We start from the raw sequence: 20,019 nt of genomic DNA, 5'->3' as shown, positions 1-20,019 counted from the left end.
AATTGTACGCCGCGGCCTCCCGCCTGGCGTCACCGGCCTGTCATGGAAACCCGGCGTTCAGGGCCTTCAGCGACGCCGCAGGCGGGAGAAGAAACCGCCCGGGCGCGCGGGTTCGTCGACCGCCTCGGTCGCTTCGACCAGCGGTTCGGCATAGCCCGTGGCGAGGTTGGCATTCACGAACCGGACTACTTCGTCCGCCGGCAGGCCGCTGGCCTTGATGATCTCGTCGAGCGTGGCCGGGCCTTTCATCATCGCGGTCGCGATGCGGAAATGACGCGGATACTCGCGCTCGGTCTGCGGCCACTTGTTCAGCTGGTAGCGCGCATCCGGGTCGTGTTCCGGCGCGAGCGTGCCGCTGCCGGCCAGCAGGCCGCCCAGCCAGACCAGACGCAGCAGCGGCTGCGGCGCCCCTGATGCCTGCGCCTCGCGCGACCAGGTCGCGTCGTCGACGGGCTCGATCGCATCGCGCTCGATCGGGCCGTCGAAGTACTGGCTCAGCGGTTTGAGCGTCGTGGGGCCGTGGTACTGCTGCGCGTCGAAATCGAGCCACAGCGTGGGACCGGTCTCCCGGCGATAGCGACGGCGGCCGCGCAGCACGCCTGCGTCGATCCACGTCGCAAAGGGCAGGGCGCGTTCGGGTTCCGGTTCGGGTACCGGTACCGGCTCGGGCTCGGGCTCCGGCTCCGTGGCGGCAGATGCCACGTGTTCGGGCGCGACCGGTACTTCCGGCACCGCGGCGGGTGCCGTTTCCACGACGTCGCCTGGCTCGGGAATCGTGACCTCGGGCTCGACGAGCGCGACCGCCGGCAATGTCCCGGTCGCGGGGTCTGCTTCGCGGGCATCGGGCGCGGGCGCCGCAGCCGCTGCCGGCACGGGCGTCGCAGACGCCTGTGCGCCCAGCACGATGTCCTGCATCGCCGCGATCTCGCGGAGCAGTGCGGCCATCGCGTTGTCGTCGAACGGACGCCCGAGCCGGAAATGGGTCTGCACGCGCGGTGCCGAGGTCAGGCCGACGATCTGTTTGCCCGCCGCGTGCAGGCGCAGCCAGCTCATCGGGCCGTACATGCTGTCCATGTCGACGATGACGTGTTCGGCATCGGATTCGGCGACCAGCAGGAACGGTTCGCCGAGCTGGGCATTGGCACCGGCGAAGGCCGCGCGCAACGCGGTTTCGGTGGCGGTGTCCATTCCGCTCAGGGCGATGGTCAGGGTCATGCAGGAAATACCGGGCGACGCGGCGCGAGGCGCGCTATCCATGAAGTGTAGCCAGTGCCACGCATGCTGTGCAGCGCACGCGACACGTGGCGCGCGGTCATCCGCCGCGATCGCGTTTTGGCAGATGGGTGCTGAGGAACGCCATCTGGTCGGCGAGGATGTTGCGGTTGCTGAGGATCAGATGCTCGATCCAGCTCGGCCGGAACGGTACCGCCAGCAGCGGCATCGACGCCTCCTGCGGCGTGCGCGCGCCCTTGCGGGAATTGCATTGGAAGCAAGCGGTGACCACGTTCTCCCAGATGTCGAGACCGCCGCGCGACAGCGGTTCGACGTGATCGCGGGTCAGCGTCTGCCGGCCGGCACGCCGGCCGCAGTACAGACACAACTGGTAGTCGCGGGCGAACAGGGCGGTGTTGGTCAGCGCGGGCGTCGGGTCGATCGCACTCGGGCGCACGTGGCTGCGGCCGGCGATGATCGGATGGAGATCCATGCGGCTCTGCTGGCCGGTCGCGCGGCACATGCCGCCGTGCACGGTCATGCAGGGATCGCCGAGCGTCCAGGCGACCGCGCCGCGCGCGTACAGACATGCCGCGTCCTGCCAGCTGATCCAGTTGAGCGCACGACCATGCGCGTCGAGGGCGAGCAGGCGGACTGCATCGCGACGCGGGGCGTGATCAGAAAGTGCGGGGGAGACTCCGGAATCCAGCGCGTTTGCAGCGCCGGTGGGGATCAGGCGTGTGATCGCGCTGTCTGCCTCCATTGCGTCCGAGCATATACCCGATCGATGACACTTTGTGCAATCGATCGCACACACGTCGCGACGCCTGGTGGCGGTCGCGACGTGTGCGCAGGACTTCAGCTGTCGAAGGCCTCGTCGGCGATCGACAGCAGCGAGGCCGGGCCACTCGCGATCGCCGCGGCGTGACTCAGCGTGCGCGGCAGGATGCGGGTGAAGTAGAAGCGTGCGGTCTCGCGCTTGCCGGCCTTGAAGCTCTCCGGGCGCGACGAGGCATCGGCCACCGCCACGCTGCGTGCCCACCAGTAGGCCAGCGCCACGTAGCCGGAGAAGAACAGATAGTCGTACGCGGCCGCGCCGATTTCCTCGGGATCGGCCGCAGCGCGCCCGGCGATCGCACGCGTCAGCGCCTGCCACTCGCCGGCCTTCGCCCGCAACGGTTCGATGAACTCGGCCAGCGCCGCGTCGTTCGCGTGCTCGGCGCAGAAGCGCTCGATCATGCCGAGGAACACGCGCAGACCCGCGCCCTGCAACTGCAGGGTCTTGCGGCCCATCAGGTCCAGCGCCTGGATGCCGGTCGTGCCCTCATAGAGCGTCGTGATGCGGGCATCGCGCGCCAGCTGCTCGATGCCGTGCTCGGCGATGTAGCCGTGGCCGCCGAAGCATTGCAGGGCGTGGTAGGTGCACTCGTTGCCCCATTCGGTCAGACAGCCCTTGACGATCGGCGTCAGGAAGCCGAGCAGATCGTCGGCCTCCTTGCGCGCGGCATCGTCGGTTGCGAGCTCGGCGCTGTCGACCAGCGAACCGGCGTGGTACGCCAGCAGTCGGCCGCCTTCAGTCAGCGACTTGCAGGTCAGCAGCATGCGGCGCACGTCGGGTTGGACGAGAATCGGATCAGCCGGCTTCGATGGCAGCTTCGGGCCCGACAGCGCACGCGACTGCAGACGCTCGCGCGCGTAGCGCAGCGCGTTCTCGTAGGCGCGCGTGGCGAGGCCCAGACCCTGCACACCGACGCCGAGGCGCGCGGTGTTCATCATCGTAAACATCGCCATCAGGCCCTTGTGCGGCTGGCCGATGAGATAGCCCTGCGCGCCATCGAAATTCATCACGCAGGTCGCCGAGCCGTGGATGCCCATCTTGTGTTCGACCGCGCCGCAGCGCACGGCGTTGCGCTCGCCCACGCTCCCGTCGCGTGCAACTTGGACCTTCGGCACGATGAACAGCGAGATGCCCTTGCTGCCTGCGGGGGCGTCGGGCAGGCGCGCGAGCACCAGGTGGATGATGTTGTCGGTGAGGTCGTGCTCGCCTGCGGTGATGAAGATCTTGGTGCCGGTAATCGCGTAGCTGCCGTCGGCGACCGGCTCGGCGCGCGTCTTCAGCAGGCCGAGGTCGGTGCCGCACTGCGGCTCGGTCAGGCACATGGTGCCGGTCCAGGTGCCGGTGATCAGCGGCTTGAGGAAGACTTCCTTCTGCCAGTCCTCGCCGTGGTGGCGCAGCGCGTTGACCGCGCCGTGCGAGAGCAGCGGGAAGTTGCTCCACGCGAGGTTGGCGGCATCGATCATTTCCTCGAGGCAGATGCCGATCGCATGCGGCATGTTCATGCCGCCGAATTCGGTCGGCGCGCTCATGCCGGTCCAGCCGCCCTCGGCGAACTGGTCGTAGGCGGCCTTGAACCCGTCGGGTGTGGTGACTGCGCCGGTGGCCTTGTCGAACCGCACGCCCTGTTCGTCGCCGATGCGGTTCAGCGGCGCGAGCACGGTCTCGCACATGCGCGCGCACTCATCGAGCACGGCGTCGACGGTTTCGCGGTTCGCATCGTCGAAGCCGAGGGTGGAGAACAGGGACTCGACCTGCAGCACGTCGTGCAGCGCGAAACGGATGTCGGTCAACGGGGCGTGGTAGGTGCTCATACGTCTGTCTAGCTCGCTTGCGTGTTCGTATCGGTGAAAGGAGGTGGCGGCGTCAGCGCATCACGCCGGGCAGGCCCGGCACGGGATTGAGGGTGCTGTCGCGGCGCACGGTGTAATCCCTGGCGCTGTTGCGGTCATCGGGCGCGGCGCGGATGCTGCCGTCGATCCGGTAGTTCAGCGAGCGCCCCGCGGCCAGCGCATCGGCAGCGTGCAACCGGCCTTCGGCAGACGGCGCCAAGCGCAAGCTCAGGATGTCGGCCGATTCGGGACCGATCGTCAGCGTGGTGGCGTCTTCGAGCGTGCCCGCGGACACGCCGTCGACCGACACTGCGAAGCGGATGGATTCGAAGCGCATCGGAATGCTGCTGTAGTTCTGCAGGCGCAGATCGACCGACCAGTTGCCGTCGGCCCCGACGCTCAGCTGCTGGATGCTCGCGGTGGGTTCCGACACGCGACGCTGCCCGGTTACGCAGGCGGCGAGGGCGCCGGCCAGCAGCACGATCGTCAACAGTTTCCACGGTTTCATGCGCGGCACTCCGGTTGCGGGTGGAGGCCGATGTTAACGCGTCGCCGGTCGCGAGCCGCTGCGCGGAATGGCCTCGAATGCGGCGCTCGACACGAGTTTTCGAAAAACGGTTGCCGTTCGCGAGCCTGCCCCGTATCATGCGCCTCCCGCAGTGGCCGGGTAGCTCAGTTGGTAGAGCAGGGGATTGAAAATCCCCGTGTCGGGGGTTCGATTCCCTCCCCGGCCACCATTGCAGGATCGTCGAAAGCCCGCCATGTGCGGGCTTTTTGCGTTCCGGGCTGCGGAAATCCGTTTACCCGCGCGTCGCAGCAGCGCATCATCGCCGCGCGCCGCCACGGCGCTGGAGCTCTTTCGATGCCGACCGCCCAGTTGTCCGTTTTCTTCTTCCTGCAGGCCGCGGTGATTCTGCTGGTCTGTCGTCTGGTCGGCCGCCTGGCCCAGCGCCTCGGGCAGCCGCAGGTGGTGGGCGAGATGATCGCCGGCGTCACCCTCGGTCCGTCGCTGCTGGGCTGGATGCTGCCCGATCTGCAGGCAGCGCTGTTTCCCGCGCAGACGCTCGACACGCTGTACGTGTTCGCGCAGTTCGGCGTGGGTCTCTACATGTTCCTGGTCGGCACCGAATTCCGCGGCGACCATTTCCGGTCGCGCTTCCGCGGCGCGTTCGCGGTCTCCATCGCCGGCATCGTGGTGCCGTTCGCGCTGGCGTTCCTGATCGCCCCCTGGCTGCTCGGCATTCCGAATCTGTTCGCCGAGAACGTGCGCGTGTCGGACGCTTCGCTGTTCCTCGGCGCGGCGATCGCGATCACCGCCTTCCCGATGCTGGCGCGGATCATCCACGAACGCGGCCTGGCCGGCAGTCCGTTGGGCACGCTGGCGCTGACCGCAGGCGCGGTCGATGACGCAGCGGCCTGGTGCATTCTCGCGATCGTGCTCGCCAGCTTCGGTGGCAGTTGGGACAGCGCGTGGTGGGCGATCGGTGGCGGCATCGCCTATGCGGTCTTCATGCTGCTGATCGGGCGCAAGCTGCTGCGCAGGCTCGCCGATGCGGTGCGTCCCGATGCGCCGCTCAGCGCGACGATGCTCGCGGTCATGCTGATCCTGTTCTGCCTCAGCGCGTGGCTGATGGACGCGATCGGCATCCACGCGGTGTTCGGCGGCTTCCTGCTCGGCGCGTGCATGCCCAAGGGCGCGTTGGTGGAAAAGGTCCGTGACACGCTGCAACCTTTCGTCGTCGTGTTCTTCCTGCCGATGTTCTTCACCTTTTCGGGGCTGAAGACGGATCTGGGCATGGTGCTGGAGCCGCAGCTGCTGCTCGCCGCAGGCGCGATCCTGCTCGTCTCGTTCGCCGGCAAGGGACTGGCCTGCTGGGCGGCCGCGCGCATGGCCGGCGAGAGCCCGCGCGATGCGCAGGCGATCGGCGCGCTGATGAACGCGCGCGGCCTGATGGAACTGATCCTGATCAACATCGGCCTGCAGGCCGGGGTGATCAAACAGGGGCTGTTCTCGATCCTGGTGCTGATGGCCATCGTCACCACGTTGATGGCGACGCCGCTGTTCAACTGGATCATGCGTCGCCGCGGTGGCGAACTGCCGGCCACCCCGGCGCAGGACGCGCCCTGACGTTCAGCGCGTCGGCGCGGCGCGGATGCGGTCGTACAGGCCGCCATCGGCGAAGTGCGTGGCCTGCGCTTTTGACCAGCCGCCGAACGCCTCGTCGACGGTGACCATGGGCAGCGATCGGAAACGCGCGAGCTGCGAAGGCGGCACGCCGTCGCGCAGGATCGGGCGGAAATGGTGCTGCGCGACCAGGCGCTGCGCCGCCGGTGTGTACAGCGTCTCGACATATGCCTCCGCGACCGCTCGCACGCCGTGGGTGTCGGCGTTGCGATCGACCACCGCGACCACCGGTTCGGCGCGGATGCTGATGCTCGGATAGACGATCTCGAAGGCCTGGCTGGTCTGCGGATCGGCCAGCACGCGCAGCGCTTCGTTCTCCCATGCCAGCAGCACATCGCCGATGCCGCGGTCGACGAAAGTGTCGCGGGCCCCGCGCGCGCCGCGGTCGAGCACCGGCACCTTGCCGTAGAGCCCGCGCATGTAGTCCAGCACACGCCCGCCATCGCGATACGTCCGCGCGGCCCAGCTCCACGCCGCCAGATAGCTCCAGCGCGCGACGCCGGACGTCTTCGGGTCAGCGGTCACCACTTCGACATCGCTGACGAGATCGCCCCAGTCGGCGATGTGTTTCGGATTGCCCTTGCGGACGAGAAAGACGATGGTCGAGGTGTAGGGCACGCTGCCGTGCGGCATCTGCCTGCGCCAGTCCGCATCCAGCAGTCCCGCAGACGCGATCCGGTCCACATCCGCCGAAAGCGCCAGCGTCACGACATCCGCAGGCTCGCCCGCGATCACCGCATCGGCCTGCGCGCCCGAGCCGCCATGCGTCTGCAGCACCTCGACATCGCCGCCGCCATTCTGCCGCCAGCTGGCAGCGAACATGCGGTTGTAATCGACATAGAACTCGCGCGTCGGGTCATAGGACGCGTTGCGGAGGACGAGGTCCTCGGCCGACACGAGTGTCGGCAGCGCAAGGCACAGTAGCAGGGCAACAAGACGCATCGTCATCGCCAGACTCCGTGGGGGCGGCGTCGGCGCCACATTACCCGGTCGTCGGGGAAAGGCATGAGCACACTGGGCCGGCGCTGCCGCCGGCCCTCCCGAACCTCAGCAGCAGCCGTGATCGCCGTGCCGCGTGCCGCTGTCGGCGACCACGGCGGCCCCTGTCGTCTCGCCACGCTGGCCGGCGTGGTGGTGCTCGACGATTACGCGTGCGACGCAGCTGGTCACACGCTTGCCCATCTCGATGTGCAGGAACTCGTTGGGACCATGTGCGTTGGAATGCGGGCCGAGCACGCCGGTGATCATGAACTGCGCGCCGGGGAATTTCTCGCCCAGCATGCCCATGAACGGGATCGAGCCGCCTTCGCCCATGTACATCGCCGGCTTGTCGAAGAACGCCTGGCTGGCGTCGTCGATCGCCTTCGTGAGCCACGGCGACATCGCCGGCGCATTCCACCCGGTGGCGGCCTTTTCGAGAACCAGCGTCACGGTCGCGCCGTTCGGCGGATCGGCCAGCAGGACCTCCTGCAACAGTTCGCCGGCGCGCTTGCCGTCCACGGTCGGCGGCAGGCGCAGCGACAGCTTCACCGCGGTGTGCGGGCGCAGCACGTTGCCGGCCGACTGCAACGATGGAATGCCGTCGACGCCGGTCACCGACAGCGCCGGGCGCCAGGTGCGGTTGAGCACCAGCTCCGACAGGTCTTCCGACACCTGACCCTGCGCGTCTTTCGGGAACATCGGCTGGAGCGCGCCGGTCAGCGGGAACTTGTCGTAGATCGCAGTGTCGAGCACTTCGGCCGCGCGGCGTGCCTGTTCCAGGCGTTCGGCCGGAATGTCGGCGTGCAGGCCCTCGACCAGAATGCGGCCCGTCACTTCGTCCTCGATACGCGACAGCAGCTGGCGCAGCAGACGGAAGCTCGACGGCACGACTCCGGACGCATCGCCCGAATGCACACCCTCGTCGAGCACCTTGACGGTCAGATTGCCACCGGCGAGGCCGCGGAGCGACGTCGTGCACCAGAGCTGGTCGTAGTTGCCGCAACCCGAGTCCAGGCAGACCACCAGCGACGGCTTGCCGATGCGCCCGGCGAGATGGTCGACGTAGGCGGGCAGGTCGTAGCTGCCCGACTCCTCGCAGGCTTCGATCAGCACCACGCAACGCGCATGCGGCAGGCCCTGCTCGTGCAGCGCCAGGATCGCGGTCAGCGAGCCGTAGATCGCGTAGCCGTCATCGGCACCGCCGCGGCCGTAGAGCTTGCCGTCGCGCAGCACCGGCTTCCACGGGCCGAGATCGTCGTCCCAGCCGGTCATTTCCGGCTGCTTGTCGAGATGACCGTAGAGCAGCACGCAGTCGTCGTCGCTGCCGCCGTTCGCCGCCGGAATCTCGATGAAGATCAGTGGCGTGCGGCCTTCGAGGCGGACCACGTCCAGCACCATGCCGGGAATCGACTGGGCCTTGGCCCAGCCCGACATCAGTTCGACTGCGCGTTCCATATGGCCGTTGGCGACCCAGTCGGCGTCGAACATTGGCGACTTGTTGGGGATCCGGATGTATTCGACGAGCTGGGGGACGATTTCGTCGTCCCACTTGGCGCCGACAAAACGGTCGGTCTGGCTGCTGTCCATTCGGGTTTCCAGTGTGCGTAAAACCCCGATTCTATCGCGGACCCGCGTGTAGGAATTTTCCTACAACTGCTCGGGCGTTCGGCTGGCTACGGCCCAGCAGTGCCGCGGATATTCTGGCTGCCTGGTGTTGGGAAGACTGGCTGTACCGGCAAGGACGAATGAATCGCCAGTCGGGAATGGAATCCCCCCAATACCAAGGAGTTCAGGACATGAAGTCGATCCGAGCCGTGCTTGCGTCGCTGTGCCTCTCACTGCTGTTGGCAGGCACCGCTTTCGCAAACGAAAGCGTGGAAAAGGTCAACATCAACACCGCGGATGCAGCCACGCTGGCACGCGTGCTGCACAACGTGGGGCAGGCCAAGGCGGAAGCCATCGTGGCCTTCAGGGATGAAAACGGGCCGTTCCGAAGCGCCGAGCAACTGGCGCAGGTGAAAGGCATCGGGTTGCGGACCGTCGAGCACAACGTCGATCGCATCGAGATCGGTGCAGCCGGATCGCAGGCTGGCGCGACGCGGGCACCGAGCCCGCCCGCTGCAGCCGGGACCAAGGGGGCAGCGCAACTGCGCTGACTTTGACCCATCGCTGACGTCGGCACAGGGAGTGCCGGCGTCAGGCGAGGAGCAGGACGCTCCACGGGACCGGCAGGATGCCGCTACAGGGACGTAACCGTCGCCCGCCTCGCATTGGATGCGAAGCGGGCGACCCTGTTTTGGGCGACGGTATCCGGAGTGCGCTCTGAGACGGCCCCGTCTTCCGCCATTCGGTGTGTACCGATTGGATCGGAAGCGCGTGGCTGGCCAAGCGGTTTCTATCCAAGTTCGATGGGTAGCCTGAACAGTCCTAGTCGCAGTCGCAGTCACGGCGGCGCGCGGGCATGTCTGTCCGCGCCACCATTCGGCCTCAGCCTTTAAATCGTGCGTTTTGCGGCTCAGGGCTTGCGCTTTACGCCTTTGGCTTGAATCTGGCTCCCGAGGCCTGCCGCCTTGGGCACCGGCGGGCGAGGTGCGCTGGCGGGACGCGAAGTGCTCGTCTCAAGAAGTCTGCGCGGCCCCGCACTTCGCCAGCCCTTGCGTGTGGCATCGAGCGCGGGGGCATATCGGAAGCGCGCGGATTTCGCGGTTCCGGGGTTCTAGACTGGTGTCATGCACGAAACGACTTCAGGCGAGCTGTCTTGTGTCCAGCGGATCGATGCGCACGAGGCGCAGCGCGCGCGCTGGCGCAATGGTCTGGGATGGACCAGGGAGATCCATGCCGAGCCCGGCGCGGGTGCGGAGGCTTGGATCTGGCGGTTGTCGATCGCGGAGATCGAACAGACCGCGGCGTTCTCCCGGTTCGAGGGTGTCGAGCGGGAGCTGATGTTGCTGACCGGCGATGGACTGACGCTGCACTTCGAGGATGGGCAGGTCTCGGATCTGCAACCGCCGCATGCGCGGCTGCGTTTTTCCGGCGAGCGGGTGCTTCGGGGCGAGCCGGCAGGGCCCGGCGTCAGTGCCCTGAATCTGATGTGGCGTCCGGACCGGATCGAGGCATCGACCTGGCATCGGCCGCTGGTGGGAACGATGGTGGTGTTCGTCGATCCCGGCGCCTGCTGGCTGTTGCACGTGCTGGCGGGTCATGCGCGACTCGCTGCGGGCGATACGCGAGTGCTCGAACGTGGCGACACGCTTGTGCTGCGCGCGCCGGACAGACGGTGCCGCTACGTGCTGGACGGGGGTGGGGAAGTGGTGTTGACCCGGTTCCAGCCTGTACCGCTTTCGCCGATTCGATCTCCGGATCTGCAGGTATAGACGCGTTGCCCAGCTGCGCGTCGAGGGCGGGCGGCCGTTGTGGCTATGAAGATGCATCCGAGCTGCAGCCCTTATCGAGCTCATGGCTGCGGCAGATCTGCGATCTTCGGCCCTCACCCAACCCCTCTCCCGGAGGGAGAGGGGCTCTGAATTATTGTATCGACTGCTGCCGCGACGAAAGCCCCGGACGTTCCAGGGAAGGTCCGCTAGCTGCGGAAAGTCAGGCAACTGCGTCTTGAGTCCTTTGAGCTGTAATCAGATATCCGCGGGAGTCACAGCGTAGCCGTCGCGAAGAAGACGCTTGTCGGTAACGCGATCGCTCGCAGTGCCGAAGCGAAGAAGATTCACATCGGCGACGCAGGCGCTGAAATGGCGCGAAGCGAAGAAGACGCATACCGGCAACGCGCGCGCTCGCAGTGGTTCTCCACGACGCGATCGCTGCTCGGCTTGCGGGATGCGTTTTGCTCGGAACCAATTCGAGCGACGTTGTGCAGGGGAACGACTGTTGCGGTCCAAGAGGGCGGGCGTCTGCTCCGCTTATTGAACCGAACTGCCCATAGTCGCCACGACTTCCCGTAGTAGCTCCACGGCGTGCGAGACGAAAACGCCCGCTCCGGATCGACGGAGCGGGCGCGTGTTGTTCGATACAACAAACCCGGCGGTGCAACAAACTCGGCGCCCGTGCAGAGCGCCGTGACTTGGGATCACTCAAAAGCGGACGTTGACGCTCAGCCAGAGGCCGCGCGCTTTGTCCTTGTTGTTGTAGTGGTCGAAGTACAGGATCTCGTTGGTGCCGTCGAAGCCCGGCGCATCGTCGAGATCGCGGAACTCGGTGTCATAGGTCGTGAAGTCGCGATCGAGCAGGTTGTTGATGCGCCCGTTGAAGGTGACCGACTCGTTGAGTTTGAACGAGGCACCAAGGTGCAGCACTTCGTAATCCTTGTAGTACAGCGGTTCGCGCGTGATCACGTGCAGGTCGCGGTAGCGCTTGGATCGCGCTTCGGCGGTCAGGAACAGGTTGAAGCGTTCGCTGGCCTGCCAGTCGAGCGTGGCGTTGGCCATGTGGCGCGCGCTGTTGCCGAGCGGGAGGCCCGCAGCACTGCCGCTCTTCTGCTCGCTGTCGGTGAAGGTGTAGTTCGCGCGGAAGCCGAATGCCTCGCTGATCTGCCAGCGACCTGCCACTTCGGCGCCCTGAATCACCACCTTGTCGATGTTGACCGTCTTGCTGCTCGATGCGTAGCCGATGTCGGCGTACTCGCCTGCGGCGGTGCATGTGAGTGTGGTACCGGGGCCGCAGGGCTGGGACGCGATCTTGTCCTCGAACGCGTTGTGGAACAGCGTCAGGTTGGCGTTGTGGCCGTCCGGGCTCTGCCAGTAGACCGCCAGTTCGGTGCTGGTGCTGGTCTCGGGCTGCAGATCCGGGTTGCCGAACATCGGCGAGGTGCCCTGCGCGCCGAAACCGGTGACGCCGTCGTAGAGCTGGGTGGTCTTGGGCGTCTTGAAGCCGGTGCTGACGCCACCCTTGACCGTCCACTGCGGGCTGACGGTGTAGACGCCGTACAGACGCGGGCTGAGGTGGTTGCCGAAGACCTCGTGGTCATCCCAGCGCAGGCCGGCGGTCAGCGCGAACGGTTCGGTGATGGTCCAGGTGTCCTCGGCGAACAGCGAGTACATGTTGTGTTCCTGCTTCAGGCCCGGCGTGCCGCTTTCGATGCCGAAGATGCCATCGGTCAATTCACCCTGGATCACCTGTGCACCGAGCACGGCGATGTGCTCGCCAGCCAACTGGAACGGCACGTCGAGCTTGGCATCGAGCGTGTATTGCGCGCTCTCGAGCGTGCGCTTGGGACGCGGCAGGAACGTCGATTCGGCGAGCGCGCGACGCTCGGCCAGCGACAGGCCGGCGTACGGACCGGTCCCGTCGATCATCCGCAGCAGCTCGGCGCGCTCGTCGACGGTGAACGGCATCGTGCGGCCGTCGTTGTTGGTCGCCACGTGCGACAGCGAGACGAAGCTGTTGCCGAAGTTCCAGCGGCCTTCGTGCGTCAGCGACCACGCATCGCGGGTGAATTCCTGCACCGCGCCGTAGCCGACGCGCGGATTGGCCCGGCGTGCCCAGGTGCCGCCATTCGCGCGGCAGGCATTCGCGTTCGCGCCGGCAGCGCCCAGGCAGTAATTGCCGGCGGTGAAGATGCTGTTGATGTTGTCGACCGTGCCGACGGGATATTCCTCGACGCCCTGATCGTTGATCTTGATCGCGTTGTCGTATTCCTGGCGCGAGGTGTCGTAGTCCAGCGTCAGGCTCTGATGCTCGGTCGGCATCCAGGCCAGCGTGATGCCGCCGGCCTTGTTGGTGTTGTCGACGGTCTTGCCGCCGCCGCCGAAGCCCAGCGGACGCGTGCGTTCGACACCCGCGGGATCGGTGATCGGCGCGTAGACCGGGTTGGATGCATCGCGGTCGTACCAGCTGGCGCGTGCACTGAGGTTCAGCACGCCGGGCACCAGCGGGCCGGTGACGAAGGCGTCCACCGTGGTGTCGTCGCCGAACTCGCTGTCCTCGAACGAGCGGCTCACCGTCGCCGAGCCGTGCCACGCGTCGAGCACCTTCTTGGTGATGATGTTGATGACGCCGCCCATCGCATCGGCGCCGTAGAGCGTCGACGCGGGGCCACGGATGACTTCGATGCGCTCGATCGCATCCAGCGGCGGGATGTGGTTGAACTGGTTGCCGCCGAAGTTGTTCGGATAGATGTCGCCGTGGTTGTTCTGGCGCTTGCCGTCCACGAGGATCAGCGTGTAGTCCGAGCCCATGCCGCGCATCGAGATCGAGCCCTGGCCGGTCTTGTCGCGCGTCTCGCCGACGTCGATGCCTTCGATGTCGCGCACTGCATCGAGCAGCGTCATGTACGGACGCTTGGTCAGGTCTTCCTGGGTGATGACGCTGATGCTCGCGGGCGCATCGGTGAGCTTCTGCTCGAAGCCGGCGGCGGTGACGACGACGGTGTCGAAGTCGGTGGCCGGGTTGGCCGTCGCGCTGTCGGCGAAGGCGGGCGCGGACAGCAGGCCCAGCAGGGCGATGGCGAGCGGACGACGGATCGGGAAACGGGTCATGAAGGTCTCGTTGGACGGGATCGATACGCGGCGTGGCGTCGGCTGGCCGGAGTGGGGTGCGCATGCGGACATGCGACAGGCCGCAGCGCGTCACGCCCGGTGGCGGGCATGCGCGATGCGGGGCGCCGGCACGGGCCGGCGGTATCCGGAATCAGCGGGGCGGCGCGCGGCCGCGGTGCTGGCGGCGTGGCGGGCCGTGGCGGGGCGGGGAAACCGCTGGATGCAGACGACGCGCGATACGTCGGCGTCGCGATGCAGACGGCACCGGCATCGCTGCGGCAGCGAACGCAACGTCGGCCGCGAGCAGCAGACGCGGCGTCGACCGGCTGGACGACAGCGACGGCGTGGTGTCCGGCGCGGGCGGCGTCTCGCCCCCGTGTTCGATGTGGGCGCTTTGTGCGGACGCGCCGTCGGGCAGGGTCACCGCCATCGCGGCCGGCCCCAGCGTGGCCGCCCACAGCAGCAGGAACAGCAGGCCGAGCGCCAGGGCGCGCACGCCATCGACACCCGGGCGCACACGTGCGCCGAACTGTTCCGTCAGTGACCGGATGCCCTGCGGCACGCCTGCGCTCCCCTGCGGGCACACTCGCCCAATCACGGGATCTTAACCGAGAATGATTCTCGACATCAAAGGTCAACGATTCCGGTTAGCAGCGAATGAAGCCGCCAAGACGCTCGATCCTGTGTCCGCTTGCCTCAATCGCGGTCGTCGCGGGTCCAGACACCGCCATGCTCGACCTTGGTCGGAAACTTCGCTACCGGCTCGTACGCAGGGGCGCACAGGGCGCGTCCGTCGCGCACGTCGAACTTCGCGCCGTGCAGTACGCATTCGATCGTGCCCACGGCCGCATCGAACTCGCCGCCGCTCGACAGGCCGAAATCCTCGTGGCTGCACTGGTCTTCGAGCGCGTAGAGATCGCCGTCGAGGTTGAAGACGATGATCGGCACGCTGGTGATCTCGTCGAAGGTGGTGCGCATCTCGCCGGGCAGCAGTTCGCCGGTCGCGCAGACGAAGGTCCAGGTGTCGCTCATGGGGTGACTCCGAAGGTCTTCTCCAGCACTTCGAAGCGCAGGTCGTCGCGGCGCGGACTGCCGAAGCGGGTGTCGCCGTACGGAAACGGCTTGTGCACGCCGGTGCGGCGATAGCCGCGGCGCACGTAGAACGCGATCAGCGCATCGCGCACGTCGATGACGGTCATGCGCATGCCGGGCAGGCGCCATTCGTCGCGGGCGATGCGTTCGCACTCGCGCAGCAGCGCGTCGCCGGTGCCGCGGCCCTGCAGCGTCGGATCGACCGCGAACATGCCGAAGTAGCCGACGCCGTCCTCGATCGCGACGTGCGCGCAGGCCAGCGGCCGACCGTCGTCGCCATCGATCACGACGACGCGGCTGTCGGCGCGGACGATGTCGTGCGCCAGCACGTCGGGATCGATGCGCGCGCCATCGAGCAGGTCGGCTTCTGTGGTCCAGCCGCTGCGGCTGGATTCGCCGCGATAGGCAGACGTCACCAAGGTGACGAGGGCGGGGACATCGACGGGTGTGGCGGTGCGGAACACGGGAGCGGACATGGCGGCGGCTGAAGTCGTGACGCCGCCATTATCCCGCGATGGCCCGGTGCCTGCGCGCGGATGCGCGGCGATGCAGCCGCAGCCTCAACCGAGCAGCGTGCGCACCTTGCGCAGGGCAGCGACGAAGGCGTCGACTTCCTCGTGCGTGTTGTAGAACGCGGGCGACGCGCGGCAGGTGGCAGCGACGCCGTAGAACTGCAGCAGCGGATGCGCGCAGTGCTGGCCGGAGCGGATCGCCACGCCTTCGAGATCCAGCAGCGTGGCGAGATCGTGCGCGTGCGCGCCTTCGATCAGGAACGCCACGACCGCGGCCTTGTCCGGCGCTGTACCGAAAATGCGAAGGCCATCGATCTCCTGCAGCGATTCGGTGAGATGCGCCAGCAGTTCGGCTTCGCGGCGTTCGACGTGATCCATGCCGAGCCGATCGAGATAGTCGACCGCGGCGCCGAGCCCGACGAAGCCGGCGATGTTCGGTGTGCCGGCTTCGAAGCGGTGCGGCGGGTCGTTGTAGACCGTCTTTTCGAAGCTGACTTCCTTGATCATCTCGCCGCCGCCGAGGAACGGCGGCATCGCCTGCAGATGTTCGCGGCGTGCCCACAGCGCGCCGGTGCCGGTCGGGCCGCACATCTTGTGGCCGGTGAACGCGTAGAAGTCGCAGCCGAGCGCAGCGATGTCGACGCGGCGATGCGGCACGGCCTGCGAGCCGTCGATGACGGTGACGATGCCGCGCTTGCGCGCCTCGCGGCAGATCTCGCGCACCGGGTTCACCGTGCCCAGCACGTTGGAAACCTGGGTCAGCGCGAGCAGTTTGACGTCGGATGTCATCGCGCGGCGCAGCGCGTCGAGATCGAGTGTGCCGTCCTCAAGGATTTCGGCCACACGCACGGTCGCACCCGTGCGCTCGGCGACGAGCTGCCACGGCACAATATTGGCGTGATGCTCCATGCGCGAGACGAGAATCGTGTCGCCGGCTTTCAGCCGCGGCAGCGCCCACGACCAGGCCACCAGATTGATCGCGAACGTCGTGCCGCTGCACAGCACGAGTTCGTCGCTGCGCACATTGAGGAACCGGGCGAGCTTGGTGCGCGTGCCCTCGTAGGCGTCGGTCGCCTCGGTGCCGAGCTGGTGCACCGCGCGGCTGACGTTGGCGTTCTGCCGCCGGTAGAAACCGTCTACCGCATCGATCACCGACGCCGGCTTCTGGCCGGTATTCGCGTTGTCGAAGTAGATCAGCGGCTTGCCGTGGACTTCGCGCAGCAGCAGCGGAAAGTCCGCACGCACTGCGGCCCAGTCGACGCTGCCGTCATGCGCGACCGTCGCGCTGGGCGCATCGAACGGCGGCGTCAGCGGCGGCAGGGTGGTGCTCATACGAGGGCGAGTCCCGACAGGACGCGATCGAGACCGGCCTCGGCGTGCGCACGCAGCTCTGGATCGGTGATCGTCGACAGCGGCTCGCGCACGAATGCGGCGGTCAGCAGACGCTGGGCATCCGACGCCGGCAGGCCGCGCGAACGCAGATAGAACAGCGCGCCCGGATCGAGCTGGCCGACCGTCGCGCCGTGCGCGGCCTGCACTTCGTCGGCGTGGATCACCAGCACCGGCTGGGTGTCGATCTCGGCCGTGGGCGACAGCAGCAGGTTCTTGTTCGACAAGCGCGCGTCGGTGCCGTCGGCGCCGGCATCGATGGTGATGCCGCCATGGAACACGACACGACCGCGCTGGTCGCCGATGCCGCGCCACTTGAGCTCGCAGGCGGTGTCCTTCGCGATGTGGCGGATGCCCAGGCGCGTGTCGACATGCGCGCGGCCACCGGCCAGCAGCACGCCGTTCGCGGTCAGACGTGCGTCGTCGCCGAGCAGGCGCACGTCGAGTTCGTGACGCGACAGCGCACCGCCGGCTTCGACATCGACGCGGGTGTAGACCGAGGCGGCCTGCAACTCTGCGTCGGTGCGCAGAAAGCTGGTCGCGCCGATGCCCCGGTGCTGCAGACGCACGTGGTGCAGTTCGCCGCGATCGGCGACGCGCAGTGAGATGATGGTGTTGTCGAGATGGCGGTGCGCGCCAATGTCGAGATGATGCTCGACCAGCGTCAGCGCCGCGCCTTCGCCGAGCACGACGTGATGGCGTAGATGCCAGGCGAGATCACCTTCCGCAGGCGCGCCGACGAACACCAGATGCACGGGCGAGTCGATACGGGCACCGCCCTCGACGGAGACCGATGCGCCGTCACGGGCAAGTGCGTCGTTGAGTCGGGCGAACACGGCGTCGTCGCGTGTGTCGATCTCGGGCAGCGTGCCGGCATCGGCGAGCGTGCCGATCGACAGGCCGGCGACGGCAGCGCCCGTATCGGACAGCGCTGCGGACAAGCGGCCGTTGACGAAGACCAGACGCGGCGCGGGAATCGCGGCCAGCAGGTCCGGGTCGACAGCGGCATCGGTCTGCGGCGCAACGAAGCTGCGACGTTCCAGTGCGCGCAGAGAGGTGTACTTCCAGGCTTCGCTGCGCGGGCCGGGCAGGCCGGTCGCAAGCGTCGCGTCGAGGGCCGCGCGACGTGCGGCGTCGCCGTCGAAACCAGCGGCGAGAGAGTCGAGCAGGGCACTCATCAGACGGCGGTCTCCGGCGCGACGCGGTCCTTGATCCAGGCGTAGCCCTTCTCTTCGAGCTGCAGCGCGAGTTCCGGACCCCCGGTCTGCACGATGCGGCCGTCGGCCAGCACGTGCACGACGTCGGGCTTGATGTAGTCGAGCAGGCGCTGGTAGTGGGTGATCACGATGAAAGCGCGGTCGGGCGAACGCAGGGCGTTGACGCCGTCGGCGACGTTCTTCAGCGCGTCGATGTCGAGACCCGAGTCGGTCTCGTCGAGGATCGCCAGCTTCGGTTCGAGCACGGCCAGCTGGAAGATCTCGTTGCGCTTCTTCTCGCCGCCCGAAAAGCCTTCGTTGACGCCGCGATGCAGCAGGCGGTCGTCGAGATGCAGCACGGCGAGCTTCTCGCGCACCAGCTTGAGGAACTGCATCGAATCGAGCTCTTCCTCACCACGCGCCTTGCGCTGCGCATTGAGTGCGCTGCGCAGGAAGTAGGTGTTGTTCACGCCCGGAATCTCGACCGGGTACTGGAACGCGAGAAACACGCCGGCCGCGGCACGCTCTTCGGGTTCGAGCGCCAGCAGATCCTGGCCCTGGAACGCGACGCTGCCGTCGGTGACCTCGTAACCGTCGCGGCCGGCGAGCAGGTTGCCCAGCGTCGACTTGCCGGCGCCGTTGGGCCCCATGATCGCGTGGACTTCGCCCGGCTTCACGTGCAGCGAAAGGCCCTTGAGGATTTCGCGCTCGTTGATGGAGGCGTGCAGGTTGTCGATATTGAGCATGGGTGTCGGAATTCGAAAAAGAGAAAGAGAACAGGCGCGATGACGCTGCGTCGAAGAACGGGTGCATCGCCGGCCCCGCGGGCCGGCCGCGGTGTCAGCCGACCGAACCTTCCAGCGACACGTCGAGCAGCTTCTTGGCCTCGACGGCGAACTCCATCGGCAGTTCGCGGAACACTTGCTTGCAGAAGCCGTCGACAATCAGGCTGACCGCGTCTTCCTCGCTGATGCCGCGCGTGCGGCAGTAGAACAGCTGGTCGTCGCTGATCTTGGACGTCGTCGCTTCGTGCTCGACGGTCGCACCGGGGTGCTTGACCTCGATGTACGGGAAGGTGTGCGCGCCGCATTGCTTGCCGATCAGCAGCGAATCGCACTGGGTGTAGTTGCGCGCACCCTCGGCGCCCGCGCCGATCTTGACCAGGCCGCGATAGGTGTTCTGCCCGCGGCCGGCGCTGATGCCCTTGCTGACGATCTTCGACTTGGTGCGCTTGCCGACGTGGATCATCTTGGTGCCGGTATCGGCCTGCTGGCGATGATGCGTCAGCGCGACCGAATGGAACTCGCCGCTCGAGTCGTCACCGAGCAGCACGCAGGACGGGTACTTCCAGGTGATCGCCGACCCGGTTTCAACCTGCGCCCAGACCACGCGGCTGCGATCGCCGCGACATTCCGCGCGCTTGGTCACGAAGTTGTAGATGCCGCCCTTGCCGTTCTCGTCGCCGGGGTACCAGTTCTGCACCGTCGAGTACTTGATCTCGGCGTCTTCCAGCGCGACCAGCTCAACAACCGCCGCATGCAGCTGGTTCTCGTCGCGCATCGGCGCGGTGCAGCCTTCGAGGTAGGACACGTAAGCATTGTCCTCGCAGATGATCAACGTGCGCTCGAACTGGCCGGTGTGGCCGGCGTTGATGCGGAAGTAGGTGCTCAGTTCCATCGGGCAACGCACGCCCTTGGGGATGAACACGAAGCTGCCGTCGGAGAACACGGCCGAGTTCAGGGCGGCGAAGTAGTTGTCGCTCACCGGCACCACGCTGCCGAGGTACTGCTTCACCAGCTCGGGATGGTCCTGGATCGCTTCGGACATCGAGCAGAAGATCACGCCCTTCTCGGCGAGTTCCTTCTTGAACGTCGTGCCGACCGACACCGAATCGAACACAGCGTCCACGGCGACGCCGGCCAGACGCGCACGCTCATGCAGCGGCACGCCGAGCTTGTCGTAGGTGTCGAGCAGTTCCTTGGGCACGTCGTCGAGCGAGGCGTACTTGGCCTTGGGCGCCGAGTAGTAGCTGACGGCCTGGAAATCGATCGGCGCGATCGACAGCTTCGCCCAGTGCGGCACCGGCATCGTCAGCCAATGGCGATAGGCGGCGAGACGCCAGTCGGTCATCCACTGCGGCTCTTCCTTCTTCGCCGACAACGCGCGGACGACGTCCTCGTCGAGGCCGGGCGGAAAGCTGTCGGACTCGATGTCGGTGACGAAGCCGGCGTCGTAGCGACGGCCGAGCTGCTCGTGGATTTCTGCGTTCGCAATTGGTTCTGCGATGTCGGTGGCCATGG

The 20,019-nt window shown here is 67.1% G+C and carries 17 protein-coding genes and 1 tRNA gene; 4 read left to right on the top strand and 14 right to left on the bottom strand.

What is annotated here, in order from left to right; translation table 11 throughout:
- Positions 1-66: 66 nt before the first annotated feature.
- The 4 genes from AC3A5T_RS13540 to AC3A5T_RS13525 form a co-directional block, all read right to left on the bottom strand.
- Entirely contained in the window at positions 67-1,215 is a 1,149-nt protein-coding gene (locus AC3A5T_RS13540; protein ID WP_487629021.1) for a hypothetical protein, read from the bottom strand.
- Positions 1,216-1,312: 97 nt separating this feature from the next.
- Positions 1,313-1,975, bottom strand: coding sequence for an HNH endonuclease (locus AC3A5T_RS13535; RefSeq protein ID WP_332076536.1), 663 nt, complete (start codon positions 1,973-1,975; stop codon positions 1,313-1,315).
- Positions 1,976-2,070: 95 nt separating this feature from the next.
- The gene (locus AC3A5T_RS13530) at positions 2,071-3,861 is read right to left on the bottom strand and encodes an acyl-CoA dehydrogenase C-terminal domain-containing protein (protein WP_487629020.1); all 1,791 of its coding nucleotides are present in this window, start codon (positions 3,859-3,861) and stop codon (positions 2,071-2,073) included.
- Between the two features lie 52 nt (positions 3,862-3,913).
- Entirely contained in the window at positions 3,914-4,387 is a 474-nt protein-coding gene (locus AC3A5T_RS13525; protein ID WP_332076538.1) for an LEA type 2 family protein, read from the bottom strand.
- Positions 4,388-4,540: 153 nt separating this feature from the next.
- Here AC3A5T_RS13525 and AC3A5T_RS13520 point away from each other — a divergent pair.
- Positions 4,541-4,616 (top strand) — tRNA-Phe (locus AC3A5T_RS13520).
- 125 nt (positions 4,617-4,741) lie between these two features.
- The gene (locus AC3A5T_RS13515; protein WP_487629019.1) at positions 4,742-6,007 is read left to right on the top strand and encodes a cation:proton antiporter; all 1,266 of its coding nucleotides are present in this window, start codon (positions 4,742-4,744) and stop codon (positions 6,005-6,007) included.
- A gap of 3 nt (positions 6,008-6,010) precedes the next feature.
- Here the strand turns inward: AC3A5T_RS13515 and AC3A5T_RS13510 are convergent, their stop codons facing one another.
- Together AC3A5T_RS13510 and AC3A5T_RS13505 are read right to left on the bottom strand one after the other, a co-directional pair.
- On the bottom strand, positions 6,011-7,012 hold the full coding sequence (locus AC3A5T_RS13510; RefSeq protein WP_487629018.1) for a sulfate ABC transporter substrate-binding protein: 1,002 nt from the start codon (positions 7,010-7,012) through the stop codon (positions 6,011-6,013).
- 99 nt (positions 7,013-7,111) lie between these two features.
- On the bottom strand, positions 7,112-8,632 hold the full coding sequence (locus AC3A5T_RS13505) for a M20 family metallopeptidase (RefSeq protein ID WP_487629017.1): 1,521 nt from the start codon (positions 8,630-8,632) through the stop codon (positions 7,112-7,114).
- A 209-nt stretch (positions 8,633-8,841) separates the two neighbouring features.
- Here AC3A5T_RS13505 and AC3A5T_RS13500 point away from each other — a divergent pair, with 209 nt between their 5' ends.
- Both AC3A5T_RS13500 and AC3A5T_RS13495 read left to right on the top strand, forming a co-directional pair.
- The gene (locus tag AC3A5T_RS13500; RefSeq protein WP_332076558.1) at positions 8,842-9,201 is read left to right on the top strand and encodes a ComEA family DNA-binding protein; all 360 of its coding nucleotides are present in this window, start codon (positions 8,842-8,844) and stop codon (positions 9,199-9,201) included.
- 573 nt (positions 9,202-9,774) lie between these two features.
- Positions 9,775-10,419 carry a HutD/Ves family protein gene (locus tag AC3A5T_RS13495; protein ID WP_487629016.1) on the top strand — a complete coding sequence of 215 codons (645 nt, stop codon included), beginning with the start codon at positions 9,775-9,777 and terminating at the stop codon, positions 10,417-10,419.
- A 708-nt stretch (positions 10,420-11,127) separates the two neighbouring features.
- On the opposite strand, the gene AC3A5T_RS13490 is transcribed toward AC3A5T_RS13495, so the two are convergent.
- From AC3A5T_RS13490 to sufB, 8 genes are all read right to left on the bottom strand, one after another.
- A complete protein-coding gene (locus AC3A5T_RS13490; RefSeq protein WP_487629015.1) occupies positions 11,128-13,530 on the bottom strand; it encodes a TonB-dependent receptor domain-containing protein in 2,403 nt (800 codons plus the stop codon).
- A 151-nt stretch (positions 13,531-13,681) separates the two neighbouring features.
- Positions 13,682-14,092 (bottom strand): hypothetical protein, encoded by a 411-nt coding sequence (locus AC3A5T_RS13485; RefSeq protein WP_487629014.1) that lies wholly within the window; start codon positions 14,090-14,092, stop codon positions 13,682-13,684.
- A gap of 134 nt (positions 14,093-14,226) precedes the next feature.
- The gene (locus AC3A5T_RS13480) at positions 14,227-14,562 is read right to left on the bottom strand and encodes a non-heme iron oxygenase ferredoxin subunit (RefSeq protein ID WP_487629013.1); all 336 of its coding nucleotides are present in this window, start codon (positions 14,560-14,562) and stop codon (positions 14,227-14,229) included.
- Positions 14,559-15,098, bottom strand: a complete 540-nt coding sequence (locus tag AC3A5T_RS13475) for a GNAT family N-acetyltransferase (protein ID WP_487629012.1) — start codon at positions 15,096-15,098, stop codon at positions 14,559-14,561. The genes AC3A5T_RS13480 and AC3A5T_RS13475 overlap by 4 nt, the downstream gene beginning before the upstream one ends.
- An 84-nt stretch (positions 15,099-15,182) precedes the next feature.
- Complete coding sequence (locus tag AC3A5T_RS13470) at positions 15,183-16,466, bottom strand: cysteine desulfurase (RefSeq protein ID WP_487629011.1); 1,284 nt, start codon at positions 16,464-16,466, stop codon at positions 15,183-15,185.
- Positions 16,463-17,701 (bottom strand): Fe-S cluster assembly protein SufD, encoded by a 1,239-nt coding sequence (gene sufD, locus AC3A5T_RS13465; RefSeq protein WP_487629010.1) that lies wholly within the window; start codon positions 17,699-17,701, stop codon positions 16,463-16,465. Before sufD ends, AC3A5T_RS13470 begins: the two co-directional genes overlap by 4 nt.
- Positions 17,701-18,465, bottom strand: coding sequence for a Fe-S cluster assembly ATPase SufC (gene sufC / locus AC3A5T_RS13460; RefSeq protein WP_332076568.1), 765 nt, complete (start codon positions 18,463-18,465; stop codon positions 17,701-17,703). The genes sufD and sufC overlap by 1 nt, the downstream gene beginning before the upstream one ends.
- Positions 18,466-18,559: 94 nt before the next feature.
- Positions 18,560-20,017, bottom strand: a complete 1,458-nt coding sequence (gene sufB, locus AC3A5T_RS13455) for a Fe-S cluster assembly protein SufB (RefSeq protein ID WP_487629009.1) — start codon at positions 20,015-20,017, stop codon at positions 18,560-18,562.
- Between the last annotated feature and the right edge of the window lie 2 nt (positions 20,018-20,019).

The organism is Luteimonas sp. Soil_C_16 (assembly GCF_057657295.1).
Note: the sequence above shows the minus strand (reverse complement) of the source record. Positions and strands in the feature narration are given on the sequence as shown.

What these genes read in the sequence shown, in the direction of transcription:
- AC3A5T_RS13540 (WP_487629021.1), bottom strand. Translation starts at nt 1,215, where the DNA reads ATGACCCTGACCATCGCCCTGAGCGGAATGGACACCGCCACCGAAACC.
- AC3A5T_RS13535 (WP_332076536.1), bottom strand. Translation starts at nt 1,975, where the DNA reads ATGGAGGCAGACAGCGCGATCACACGCCTGATCCCCACCGGCGCTGCA.
- AC3A5T_RS13530 (WP_487629020.1), bottom strand. Translation starts at nt 3,861, where the DNA reads ATGAGCACCTACCACGCCCCGTTGACCGACATCCGTTTCGCGCTGCAC.
- AC3A5T_RS13525 (WP_332076538.1), bottom strand. Translation starts at nt 4,387, where the DNA reads ATGAAACCGTGGAAACTGTTGACGATCGTGCTGCTGGCCGGCGCCCTC.
- AC3A5T_RS13515 (WP_487629019.1), top strand. Translation starts at nt 4,742, where the DNA reads ATGCCGACCGCCCAGTTGTCCGTTTTCTTCTTCCTGCAGGCCGCGGTG.
- AC3A5T_RS13510 (WP_487629018.1), bottom strand. Translation starts at nt 7,012, where the DNA reads ATGACGATGCGTCTTGTTGCCCTGCTACTGTGCCTTGCGCTGCCGACA.
- AC3A5T_RS13505 (WP_487629017.1), bottom strand. Translation starts at nt 8,632, where the DNA reads ATGGACAGCAGCCAGACCGACCGTTTTGTCGGCGCCAAGTGGGACGAC.
- AC3A5T_RS13500 (WP_332076558.1), top strand. Translation starts at nt 8,842, where the DNA reads ATGAAGTCGATCCGAGCCGTGCTTGCGTCGCTGTGCCTCTCACTGCTG.
- AC3A5T_RS13495 (WP_487629016.1), top strand. Translation starts at nt 9,775, where the DNA reads ATGCACGAAACGACTTCAGGCGAGCTGTCTTGTGTCCAGCGGATCGAT.
- AC3A5T_RS13490 (WP_487629015.1), bottom strand. Translation starts at nt 13,530, where the DNA reads ATGACCCGTTTCCCGATCCGTCGTCCGCTCGCCATCGCCCTGCTGGGC.
- AC3A5T_RS13480 (WP_487629013.1), bottom strand. Translation starts at nt 14,562, where the DNA reads ATGAGCGACACCTGGACCTTCGTCTGCGCGACCGGCGAACTGCTGCCC.
- AC3A5T_RS13475 (WP_487629012.1), bottom strand. Translation starts at nt 15,098, where the DNA reads ATGTCCGCTCCCGTGTTCCGCACCGCCACACCCGTCGATGTCCCCGCC.
- AC3A5T_RS13470 (WP_487629011.1), bottom strand. Translation starts at nt 16,466, where the DNA reads ATGAGCACCACCCTGCCGCCGCTGACGCCGCCGTTCGATGCGCCCAGC.
- sufD (WP_487629010.1), bottom strand. Translation starts at nt 17,701, where the DNA reads ATGAGTGCCCTGCTCGACTCTCTCGCCGCTGGTTTCGACGGCGACGCC.
- sufC (WP_332076568.1), bottom strand. Translation starts at nt 18,465, where the DNA reads ATGCTCAATATCGACAACCTGCACGCCTCCATCAACGAGCGCGAAATC.
- sufB (WP_487629009.1), bottom strand. Translation starts at nt 20,017, where the DNA reads ATGGCCACCGACATCGCAGAACCAATTGCGAACGCAGAAATCCACGAG.